At 71.5% G+C, this 11,039-nt stretch carries 10 protein-coding genes and 1 tRNA gene; 8 read left to right on the top strand and 3 right to left on the bottom strand.

Features of this window, described 5'->3' with window-relative positions; translation table 11 throughout:
• The first annotated feature begins 199 nt into the window (after positions 1-199).
• From CLV52_RS11605 to CLV52_RS11595, 3 genes are all read left to right on the top strand, one after another.
• Positions 200-1,657: a glutamate synthase subunit beta gene (locus CLV52_RS11605; protein ID WP_133766488.1), complete on the top strand. Its 1,458-nt coding sequence runs from the start codon at positions 200-202 to the stop codon at positions 1,655-1,657.
• Between the two features lie 88 nt (positions 1,658-1,745).
• A complete protein-coding gene (pyk, locus tag CLV52_RS11600; RefSeq protein WP_133766487.1) occupies positions 1,746-3,194 on the top strand; it encodes a pyruvate kinase in 1,449 nt (482 codons plus the stop codon).
• Between the two features lie 4 nt (positions 3,195-3,198).
• Positions 3,199-3,591, top strand: a complete 393-nt coding sequence (locus CLV52_RS11595; RefSeq protein ID WP_246018091.1) for an OsmC family protein — start codon at positions 3,199-3,201, stop codon at positions 3,589-3,591.
• Positions 3,592-3,693: 102 nt separating this feature from the next.
• Here CLV52_RS11595 and CLV52_RS11590 read toward each other — a convergent pair.
• Positions 3,694-3,776: transfer RNA gene (locus tag CLV52_RS11590), tRNA-Leu, on the bottom strand.
• 89 nt (positions 3,777-3,865) lie between these two features.
• Between CLV52_RS11590 and CLV52_RS11585 the strand changes: the two genes are divergently transcribed.
• Positions 3,866-4,468 carry an ANTAR domain-containing response regulator gene (locus tag CLV52_RS11585; protein ID WP_133766485.1) on the top strand — a complete coding sequence of 201 codons (603 nt, stop codon included), beginning with the start codon at positions 3,866-3,868 and terminating at the stop codon, positions 4,466-4,468.
• Positions 4,469-4,543: 75 nt separating this feature from the next.
• Here the strand turns inward: CLV52_RS11585 and CLV52_RS11580 are convergent, their stop codons facing one another.
• Positions 4,544-5,449, bottom strand: coding sequence for a hypothetical protein (locus tag CLV52_RS11580; RefSeq protein WP_133766484.1), 906 nt, complete (start codon positions 5,447-5,449; stop codon positions 4,544-4,546).
• Positions 5,450-5,567: 118 nt separating this feature from the next.
• Complete coding sequence (locus tag CLV52_RS11575) at positions 5,568-5,993, bottom strand: PaaI family thioesterase (protein WP_133766483.1); 426 nt, start codon at positions 5,991-5,993, stop codon at positions 5,568-5,570.
• A gap of 52 nt (positions 5,994-6,045) precedes the next feature.
• Between CLV52_RS11575 and polA the strand changes: the two genes are divergently transcribed.
• From polA to CLV52_RS11555, 4 genes are all read left to right on the top strand, one after another.
• A complete protein-coding gene (polA, locus tag CLV52_RS11570; protein ID WP_133766482.1) occupies positions 6,046-8,721 on the top strand; it encodes a DNA polymerase I in 2,676 nt (891 codons plus the stop codon).
• Between the two features lie 168 nt (positions 8,722-8,889).
• Positions 8,890-10,152, top strand: coding sequence for a PTS transporter subunit EIIC (locus CLV52_RS11565; RefSeq protein ID WP_133766481.1), 1,263 nt, complete (start codon positions 8,890-8,892; stop codon positions 10,150-10,152).
• A gap of 109 nt (positions 10,153-10,261) precedes the next feature.
• Positions 10,262-10,570: a PTS lactose transporter subunit IIB gene (locus tag CLV52_RS11560; protein WP_133766480.1), complete on the top strand. Its 309-nt coding sequence runs from the start codon at positions 10,262-10,264 to the stop codon at positions 10,568-10,570.
• A gap of 3 nt (positions 10,571-10,573) precedes the next feature.
• Complete coding sequence (locus CLV52_RS11555; protein WP_133766479.1) at positions 10,574-11,029, top strand: PTS mannitol transporter subunit IIA; 456 nt, start codon at positions 10,574-10,576, stop codon at positions 11,027-11,029.
• Positions 11,030-11,039: the final 10 nt, after the last annotated feature.

Raw genomic sequence — 11,039 nt, 5'->3', positions numbered from 1 at the left:
ACCGGCTTCGCCGGCCCCGCCGCGGCGCGCTGCTTCGGCGCTGGCGCGCCTCCGCGTTTCGGCGGCATGAGCCGCCGGGGCGCTTCGCGCCCGGTGTCCACTCACTCACTTCCCGCTGGTCGAGGTGCGAGCGCAGCGAGCCTCGAGCGCTGTACTGAGGCTCTCGCAGTGACCATCCTGAGCAAGAACGGCATCTCCCATGGCTGACCCCAAGGGGTTCCTCAAGACGCGGGAGCGCGAGCTCCCGCCGCGGCGTCCGGTCTCCCTCCGGCTCATGGACTGGAAGGAGGTCTACGAGCAGCAGGAGTCCGGCGAGCTGCGCCGTCAGGCCGGCCGCTGCATGCAGTGCGGCATCCCGTTCTGCCACCAGGGCTGCCCGCTCGGGAACCTCATCCCGGAGTGGAACGACCTCATCCACCGCGGCGAGGGCCGCCTCGCGATCGAGCGCCTCCACGCCACGAACAACTTCCCGGAGTTCACCGGCACGCTGTGCCCGGCGCCGTGCGAGTCCTCGTGCGTCCTCGGGATCAACCAGCCCGCGGTGACGATCAAGCAGGTCGAGATCTCGATCATCGATCAGGCCTTCGAGAACGGCTGGGTGCAGCCGCACCCGCCGCAGCGGCTGACCGGCAAGACCGTCGCGGTCGTCGGCTCCGGCCCCGCGGGGCTCGCCGCCGCGCAGCAGCTGACGCGGGCCGGCCACACCGTCGCCGTCTACGAGCGCGACGACCGGATCGGCGGCCTGATCCGCTACGGCATCCCCGAGTTCAAGATGGAGAAGCACCGCCTCGACCAGCGGCTGAACCAGATGATCGCGGAGGGCACGCGCTTCCGCGCGGGCGTCGAGATCGGCCGGGACATCGCCTGGGACGAGCTGCGCCGCCGGTACGACGCGGTCGTCGTCGCGACCGGCGCGCCCGTGCCGCGCGACCTCCCCGTGCCGGGCCGCGACCTCGAGGGCGTCCACTACGCGATGGAGTACCTCACCCAGTCGAACAAGGCGGTCGCCGGTGACGACGTCCCCGCGCAGATCACCGCCGAGGACCGCCACGTCGTCGTCATCGGCGGCGGCGACACCGGCGCCGACTGCATCGGCACCGCGCACCGGCAGGGCGCCGCGAGCGTCACGAACCTCGCGATCGGGAAGCAGCCGCCCGCGACCCGCAGCGATTCGCAGCCGTGGCCGATGATGCCGACCGTGTTCGAGGTCTCGAGCGCCCACGAGGAGGGCGGCCGCCGCGAGTACCTCGCGTCGACCGTCGAGTTCCTCTCGGACGGCGCCGGCCGTGTGAAGCAGCTGCGCGTGGCCGAGACGGAGTACGTCGACGGCAAGCGGGTGCCGCGCGCCGGCACCGAGCGGCTCATCCCCGCCGACCTCGTGCTCCTCGCGATGGGCTTCTCCGGCCCCGAGCAGGACGAGCTGGCCGACCAGCTCGGCCTGCCCTTCGACGAGCGCGGGAACGTCGCCCGCGACGGCCGCTTCGAGACCTCGGAGCCCGGCGTGTTCGTCGCCGGCGACGCGGGACGCGGGCAGTCGCTCATCGTGTGGGCGATCGCCGAGGGGCGCAGCGTCGCCGCCGAGGTGGACGCCTACCTCGAGGGCCGGACGGAGCTCCCGGCGCCCGTCCGCCCCACCGACCGGGCCATCTCCATCTGACGCGCTGCCGGTTCGTCGCCGTCCGCGTCATGCGGCTAGCCTCGACCCGGCCCACCCGTCACCGCCACGAAAGCTGGATCCCCACCGCATGAGACGCGCCAAGATCGTCGCCACGCTCGGCCCCGCCACCTCGAGCCTCGAGAACATCCGGGCCGTCATCGACGCGGGCGTCGACGTGTGCCGCATGAACCTCAGCCACGGCAGCTACGAGGTCCACGAGGGCGTCTACCGCAACGTGCGCGAGGCCTCCGACGCGTCCGGCCGCGCCGTCGCGGTGCTCGTCGACCTGCAGGGCCCGAAGATCCGCCTCGGCCGCTTCGCCGACGGACCGCACGAGCTCGCCGAGGGCGACGTCTTCACGATCACGACCGAGGACGTCCTCGGCACGAAGGAGCTCGTCGGCACGACGTTCAAGGGGCTGCCCCAGGACGTGCGGGCGGGCGACTTCCTCCTGATCGACGACGGCAAGGTCCGCGTCCAGGTGCTCGACACGGACGGCGTCCGCGTGCGCACCCGCGTCGTCGTCGCCGGCACCGTCTCGAACAACAAGGGCATCAACCTGCCGGGCGTCGCGGTGAACGTGCCCGCGCTCTCCGACAAGGACGAGGCGGACCTCCGCTGGGGCCTGCAGCTCGGCGCCGACCTGATCGCGCTCTCGTTCGTGCGGAGCCCGGAGGACCTGACGCGCGTCCACGAGATCATGGACGAGGTCGGCCGCCGCGTGCCGGTCATCGCGAAGATCGAGAAGCCGCAGGCCGTCGAGCACCTCGAGGCGATCATCGACAGCTTCGACGGCGTCATGGTCGCCCGCGGCGACCTCGGTGTGGAGCTGCCGCTCGAGCAGGTGCCGATCGTGCAGAAGCAGGCGTGCGAGATCGCCCGCCGCCTCGCGAAGCCCGTGATCGTCGCGACGCAGATGCTCGAGTCGATGATCTCCTCCCCGGTGCCGACGCGCGCCGAGACGTCCGACGTCGCGAACGCGGTGCTCGACGGCGCGGACGCGGTCATGCTCTCGGGCGAGACGAGCGTGGGGGAGTACCCCGTCGTCACCGTGTCCACGATGGCGCGCATCGTCACCTCGACCGAGGACCACGGCCTGGAGCGCATCAAGCCGCTCGGCACGAAGCCCCGCACGCAGGGCGGCGCGATCACCCTCGCGGCCGCCGAGGTCGCGGACTTCGTCGGCGCGAAGTTCCTCTGCGTCTTCACGGAGTCCGGCGACTCCGTCCGCCGCATGGTGCGCCTCCGCTCGAAGATCCCCGTGCTCGCCTTCACGCCGGAGCCCGGCATCCGCTCGCGCCTCGCCCTGTCCTGGGGCGTCGAGACGTTCCTCGTGCCGCGCGTGACGACGACGGACGAGCTCATGCACCAGGTCGACGACGTGCTGCTCGGCATCGACCGGATCGCCCGGGGCGAGAAGGTCGTCGTGATCGCCGGGAGCCCTCCCGGCATCACCGGCTCCACGAACGACATGCGCGTCCACGTGATGGGCGATGCGATCGGCGGCGCCGCGCCCGCCTACGCCCGGCTGGCGTGAGCGCGTGGCCGAGACGTTCCCCGTGACCGTCTCGGCGGGAACGCTGCGCGACGACGGGGCGCTGTTCACGAGTCCGCACCGGTGGACCGAGGGCGGCGTGTCCGTGGTCGGCGCCTTCACCGGCGCGCACCTGCTGCACGTCGCGGTGGGCGGCTGCGTGCTGAACGACGTCTACCGCGAGGCGGAGGACCTCGGTCTGGACGTGCTCGGCGTGCGCGTCGCGGTCGCGGGCGGCTTCGACCCGGCGACCTGGGCGTCGACGGGCGTCACCTGGACCGCGGAGGTCGACGCGGCCGCGCCGGACGCCGACGTGGCGGTCCTCCTGGACCGCGTGGAGGCGGTCGCGGAGATCCCGAGGGCGATCGCGCAGGGCGCCCCGGTCACGCGCCTCCGCTGAGCGCCCGCCCGCTCCCGCTGCACCCCGCCGGTCGAGGTGCGAGCGCAGCGATGGGCCCCACGGCCGGTGTTCCCGGCCGAGGGACTCGAGACCACGACCCAGTACCGGTGGTGGGACTCGAACCCACATGCCCTCTCGGACAGCGCATTTTGAGTGCGCCGCGTCTGCCGTTCCGCCACACCGGCTCGTGACGGGTCCACCCTAGGGCTGCACCGGGCGTGCACGTGCGTCCGGGCGCGCCGCTCCGCCGCGCCGTGTGCCCTAGGGTTGCGGCGTGGCCGAGAACGCATCCAACGCTCCTCGCCGCGTCGTCGTCGCGGAGGACGAATCCCTGATCCGTCTCGACATCGTCGAGATCCTGCGGGACAACGGATTCGACGTCGTGGGCGAGGCGGGCGACGGCGAGACCGCTGTCCAGCTCGCGACGGAGCTCCGTCCGGACCTCGTCGTGATGGACGTCCGCATGCCGCAGCTCGACGGCATCAAGGCGGCCGAGCGGCTCACGAAGGACCACATCGCGCCCGTCGTGCTCCTCACCGCGTTCAGCCAGAAGGAGCTCGTCGAGCAGGCGACCGAGGCCGGCGCGCTGGCGTACGTCGTCAAGCCGTTCACGCCGGCGGACCTGCTGCCCGCGATCGAGATCGCGCTCGCCCGCTACGCCCAGATCGTGGCGCTCGAGACCGAGGTCGCCGACATGGTCGAGCGCTTCGAGACGCGCAAGCTGGTCGACCGCGCGAAGGGCCTCCTCAACGAGAAGATGGGCCTGTCGGAGCCCGAGGCGTTCCGCTGGATCCAGAAGGCCTCCATGGACCGCCGCCTGACGATGCACGACGTCGCGCAGGCCGTCATTGAGCAGCTCTCCGCCCCCAAGAAGTAGCCCCACCCCGTTCGCGTCGCGACTCGTGCCGCCTCGTCCGCGAGGACGCGGCACGGATCGCGACGCGAAGCCGTGTCAGCGCGCCTGCTCGAGCGCTCGGCGCACGCGTCGGACGAGGTCGGCGCGACCCGCGGCGGAGAGGTGGTCGCCCGTCGCGCGGATCACCCGCCAGCCGTCCGCCATCAGGTCGTCGTAGCGGACGATGTCGGTCCGGAACTGCCACTGGTCCGTCCGGTGCTGATCGCCTTCGTACTCGAGCACCACGCGCTGCGCTCGCCAGACGAAGTCGGGCGCGCCCAGGTACCGAGCGGTGACGGACTCGGTGATCGGCGCGTTCAGCTCGGCGGGCGGGATCCCGGCCGCGTCGAGGACGAGCCGGATCCTCGTCTCGGCGGGGGAGCGGCTGCCGCGGCGGGAGGAGCGGACGGCCCGGACGAGCGCGGCGGCACCCACCCGCCGGATCCGGGCGACGACCTGCAGCAGTCGGTCGCGCGCCGCCTGCTCGTCGAGCGCCGTCCGGTTCAGCAGCTCGTCCGCGATGACGATGAGGTCCTCGTGGGCGAGGTCGGCGCCCAGCTGGCAGAACACCTCGGGCGGATCCGGGACCGGGAGCCCCTCCACCTCCCACGCCTCGCCGCGGGTCAGGAGTCGGTGGCCGCGGACGCGGCGGCTGTGCGGCGCGTCGGCCGGTCGCACCGCGCCGACGTGGAGCACGGACGCGTCGTCGTCCGACGGCAGCGTGTGCCGGTGGAGTCGCGCCGCCGTCTGGTGGGTGAAGAACTGCCCCGGCTTCAGCCGCACGGCGTACGCGTGACACCGCGCGAGCGTCGTCTCCGGGACCGCCGTCGCCTGGACGCCGTGGAAGGGCCGTGTCACGTCCTTCCGTCGGAGGCGCCCCTGCGTGATGCCGGCCTCCGCCGCCTGGGCTCTCGTGAACCCGGATCCGGTGAGGGAGTCCGGCATGGGGATGCGCTCAGCCATGCCCACACATCGTGCCGAGGTCGCGGCGGACGCGTCGTGGATCCTCCACAGGCGATCCGCGTCGCGATCCGTGCCGCATTCAGCGCGCGGATGCGGCACGGATCGCGACGCGAACGCCTCAGCGCGCGTCGCGGAGCATGTTCGTCATGCGGACGGTGCTCAGGCGCGAGCCCGCGTCGTCGCGCATCACGATCTCGTGCGTGCAGAGGGTGCGGCCCAGTACGAGGGCCTCGCACGTCGCGGTGACGAAGCCCTCCGTCGCGGAGCGGCTGTGCGTCGCGTTGATCTCGATCCCGACCGCATAGCGTCCCGGCCCGGCGTGGATCGCGGAGGAGAGGCTGCCGAGGCTCTCGCCGAGCACGACGTGGGCACCGCCGTGGAGCAGCCCGACCACCTGGCGGTTCCCCTCGACGGGCATCCGCGCCACGGAGTGCGACGCGGACAGCTCGAGCAGCTCGATGCCCATCTTCCTCGCGAGCTCGCCGCCCTCCGTCTCGACGAGTCGGGCGACCAGCTCGGGATCGAGTCCGTCGGGGATCCGCATGCTGCCTCCTGGCGCTCGGGGGAGCGTCGGCTGCGCTCACTACGCTCGAATCATGCCCGAATCGTCGAAACCGACGCTGCTCGTGGTCGACGGGCACTCGCTCGCGTTCCGCGCCTTCTACGCGCTCCCCGTCGACAGCTTCACGACCTCCGACGGCCAGCACACGAACGCCATCCACGGGTTCCTGTCGATGCTGCTGCTGCTCCTGCAGAAGGAGCGGCCGAGCCACCTCGCGGTCGCGTTCGACATCTCGCGCTTCTCCTTCCGCACCCGCGAGTACCCGGAGTACAAGGGCACCCGCTCCGAGACGCCGCCCGAGTTCAAGGGGCAGGTGCCGCTGCTGCAGGAGGCCCTCGCGGCCATGAACGTCCCGACCGTCACGAAGGAGGACTTCGAGGCGGACGACATCCTCGCGACGCTCTCCGTGCAGGGGCGCGAGCAGGGCTACGAGGTGCTCGTCGTCTCGGGCGACCGCGACTCGATCCAGCTCGTCAACGAGGACGTGACGCTGCTCTACCCGTCGGTCCGCGGCGTCAGCGAGCTGACCCGCTACGACGTCGCGAAGGTGAACGAGCGCTACGGCATCGAGCCGTACCAGTACCCGGAGATCGCCGCGCTGGTCGGCGAGACGAGCGACAACCTGCCGGGCATCGACAAGGTCGGCGAGAAGACCGCCGTCAAGTGGATCAAGCAGTACGGCTCGCTCGAGAACCTGCTCGAGCACCGCGACGAGGTGAAGGGCGTCGTCGGCGACAAGCTCCGCGAGCAGTGGGAGAACGCCGCCCGCAACCGCCGGCTCAACCGCCTGCACACCGACGTCGAGCTGCCGGTCGCACCGGGCGACCTCGCCCGTCGTCCGATCGACGAGGAGGCGGTCCGCGCGGTCTTCAAGCGGCTCGAGTTCCGCACCCTGCTCGACCGCGTGCTCAAGCTCGAGGGCGGCGGGGTGTCCGGTTCCGCGCCCGAGGCGGAGGCCGACGCGGACGCGGCCCCGCCGGCGCCCGCGCCGCAGCAGCTGCTCGACGAGGAGCTGCAGGGCTGGCTCGACCGCCAGCGGGCGGCGAACCCCGCCGGCCTCGGCCTCCAGGTCGAGTCGATGGACGGCCGCGTCGTGTCGATCGGCGTGGCCGGCACGGAGGAGACGCTCGACCTGCCCTGGCAGCCCGGCCGCCCGGACTACGCCCCCCTCGAGCGCTGGCTCGCGGACGCGGAGGCGCCCAAGCTGCTGCACGACGCGAAGACGCAGCTCAAGGCGCTGACCGCCAGCGGCCTGCTGCTCCGCGGCGTCGCCTTCGACACGCTCCTCGCCGGCTGGCTGCTGCGGCCGAGCGGCCAGGAGAAGACGCTGGCGCAGGTCGTCGACCGCTACCTGCAGGAGCGCCTGCCCGAGGCGGACCCCAACCAGCTCGTGCCCGACGTGGCCGGCGGCAGCCCGGCGCCGACCCACGCCTGGTACGTCCTCCGCTCGGCGCACGTGCTGCGGGAGGGCCTCGACGAGCGCACCCTCCAGGTGCTCGTCGACCTCGAGCTGCCGGTGCTCGAGGTCCTCGCGCGGATGGAGGCGAACGGCGTCGCGATCGACGCGCTCGCGCTCGACGCGCTGAACACCGAGCTCTCCACGCGGATCGCGGAGCTCGCGGACGAGGCGTACTCGATCGTCGGCCACGAGCTGAACCTCGGTTCGCCGAAGCAGCTCCAGGAGGTCCTCTTCGGCGAGCTCGGAATGAAGGGCACGCGTCGCACGAAGACCGGCTACTCGACGGATGCCGACTCGCTCGCCGACCTGCAGGCGACGAACCCGCACCCGTTCCTCGACGTGCTGCTGCAGCACCGCGACGCGTCGAAGCTGCGGCAGATCATCGAGACGCTGCAGCGCGGGATCGCGGCGGACGGCCGCATCCACACCACGTACGTGCAGACGGGCACGACCACGGGCCGGATCTCCTCGAACGACCCGAACCTGCAGAACATCCCGATCCGGGCGGAGGAGGGCCGGCGCATCCGCGCCGCCTTCGTGGCGGGGGAGGGGTACCCGACGCTGCTCACCGCCGACTACTCGCAGATCGAGATGCGGATCATGGCGCACCTCTCGGAGGACGCCGGCCTGATCGAGGCGTTCCACTCGGGCGAGGACCTGCACCGCTTCGTCGGCTCCCGCGTCTTCGGGGTCGAGCCCGCGGAGGTCACGCCGTTCATGCGGACGAAGGTGAAGGCGATGTCGTACGGGCTCGCCTACGGGCTCTCCGCCTTCGGCCTCTCGCAGCAGCTGCGCATCGACCGCCGCGAGGCGGAGGACCTGATGCAGGGCTACTTCGAGCGCTTCGGCGGCGTCCGCGACTACCTGCGGAACGTCGTCGAGCAGGCCCGCGTCGACGGGTACACCGAGACGATCTTCGGCCGCCGCCGCCCGTTCCCGGACCTGAACAGCCCGAACCGGGTGCTCCGCGGGAACGCGGAGCGCGCCGCGCTCAACGCGCCGATCCAGGGGACCGCGGCCGACATCATGAAGATCGCGATGATCGGCGTCGGCCGGGACATGGCGGAGCGTGAGCTGCGCTCGCGGCTGCTGCTCCAGGTCCACGACGAGCTCGTGCTCGAGGTGGCGGAGGGGGAGCAGGAGGTGCTCGAGGAGATCGTCGAGCGGCGCATGCGCGACGCCGCGACGCTCCGCGTGCCGCTCGAGGTCCAGGTCGGCACCGGGCACGACTGGGACGCCGCCGCGCACTGATCGACGCCCCCGTCCCGCCCCGGAGTGGGGGTGCGGAGCGAGTCCGACGCTGCCGTGGTTGACACCATCAACGTTAGAGGCTTGGATGCAGTCGGTCCTGATGGCAGGGCCACCGCTGCACACGCTGCATCCGACACTCGGACTCGCTACAAAGGGGTAACAAGGACAATGTCCGCATACTCGCCGACCGTCACGGGCACAGGCCCGCGCGCGGCGGTCCAGCGCTTCGGCGCCTTCCTCGCCGGCATGATCATGCCGAACCTCGGCGCGTTCATCGCCTGGGGCCTCATCACCGCGCTGACCATCCCCAACGGGTGGATCAACCTGATCGCTCGCGCGACCGGAGCCATCCCGAACACGGCCACCAGCTCCGTCGCCTTCGCCTCGACGGTGAGCGTGGTCGTCGGGCCGATCATCGTGTTCCTGCTGCCGATCCTCATCGGCTACACCGGTGGCCGCCAGGTCCACGGCCAGCGCGGCGCCGTCGTCGGCGCGATCGCCACGGTCGGCGTCGTCGTCGCCCCGGTCGCCCTGCAGTACGCGCCGATCGCCTTCTCGGCCGACCAGACCGCCCTCAAGCCCCCGGCCTCGATCGCGGACCTGAGCCCGAACTTCCTCGGCGCGCTGATCATCGGCCCGCTGACGGCGCTGATCCTGAAGCTCTGGGACCGCCTCGTCGACGGCAAGCTCGCCTCCGGCTTCGAGATGCTCGTCGACAACTTCTCCGCCGGCATCATCGGCGGCGCGATGGCGATCTTCGGCATCTACATCCTCGGCCCGATCGTGAACTTCATCGCGTCACTGCTCGGATGGCTGGTAGACGTGCTCACGAGCGCGAGCCTGCTGCCACTGATCTCGATCATCGTCGAGCCGGCGAAGGTCCTGTTCCTCAACAACGCGATCGGCAACGGCGTGCTCGTGCCGCTCGCGACGCAGCAGGCCTCCACGGCGGCGAGCCACACCTCGATCCTGTTCATGATCGAGTCGAACCCCGGCCCGGGCCTCGGCATCCTCGTCGCGATGTGGCTCTTCGGCCCGCGCGCCGTCCGCCCGACGGTGCCGTCCGCGATGATCGTCCACTTCCTCGGCGGCATCCACGAGATCTACTTCCCGTACGTGCTCATGAAGCCGATCCTCGTCATCGCGACGATCGTCGGCGGCGGCATCGGCGTGCTGAGCTTCGTGCTCTTCGGCGGCGGCCTCGTCGCCGTCGCCTCGCCGGGCTCGATCATCGCCTACATCATCTCGTCGGCCCCCGCCACGCTCCTGCCGAACCTCATCGGCGTGATCATCTCGGCGGGCGTCTCGTTCATCGTCGGCTCCCTCCTGCTCGGCTTCGGCCGCAACGAGAAGGTCGCGATGGACCTCGACGAGGCCAACGCGCAGAACGCCGCGAACAAGGGTCGCAAGACCGCCGTCGCCGGCGCCTGACAGACCGGTACGAACACTCAGGGCGGGGGCATTGCCCCCGCCCTGAGTGCGTTAGACAAGCGTGAAGTAGGGTCGGCGACGACCCGGGATCGAAGGAGCACACCACCAGATGACGACCATCGACGGTTCGAGCATCAAGAAGCTGATCGTCGCGTGCGACGCCGGCATGGGCAGCAGCGTGATGCTGGCCGGGCAGCTGAAGAAGCAGTTGAAGAAGAACGGCGTCACCGTCGAGCACTCGCCGGTCGCGCACATCCCGCAGGACGCCGACGTCGTCGTCACGCAGGCCGGGCTCGCGGACCGCGCCCGCGGCGTCGTGCCCGACGTGCCCGTCGTCCCCTTCCAGCTGTTCCTGGGCGACCCGAAGGTCGCGAAGATCGTCAAGGCGATCCAGGACGGCTCGACCGTCGAGGTCTGACCCATGGCCGACTCCGCGCTCACGTCCCTGCTCGCCGAGCGGTCGATCCTGCTCGACCGCACCGCCACCGACCGGTTCGACGCGGTCCGCCAGTGCGGCGCCGCCCTCGTCGCCGCCGGCGCCGTCGACGAGTCCTACGTCGACGCGATGATCCAGCGCGAGGAGACCGTCTCCACCTTCGTCGGAGAGGGCGTCGCGATCCCGCACGGCACCCTGGCCGGCAAGGAGGCGGTCAAGCACGACGCGCTCGTCGTGCTGCGCTTCCCCGACGGCGTCGACTGGGAGGGCAACACCGTCTCCGTCTGCGTCGGCATCGCCGCAGCGGGCGGCGGGCACATCGCCCTCCTGTCCCAGCTGGCCGAGATCCTGCTCGACCCCGAGAAGGCGGAGCAGCTGCGCACCGCCACGAGCGCCGAGCAGGTCTACGCCCTGCTGGCGCCCGACGAGGACGAGGACTGACCCCGGGCGC

Origin of the sequence: Amnibacterium kyonggiense, assembly GCF_004364555.1 — a bacterium.
Lineage (GTDB): Bacteria > Actinomycetota > Actinomycetes > Actinomycetales > Microbacteriaceae > Amnibacterium > Amnibacterium kyonggiense.
The sequence above is the reverse complement of the archived record's forward strand: the minus strand, read 5'-3'. Positions and strand labels throughout refer to the sequence as shown.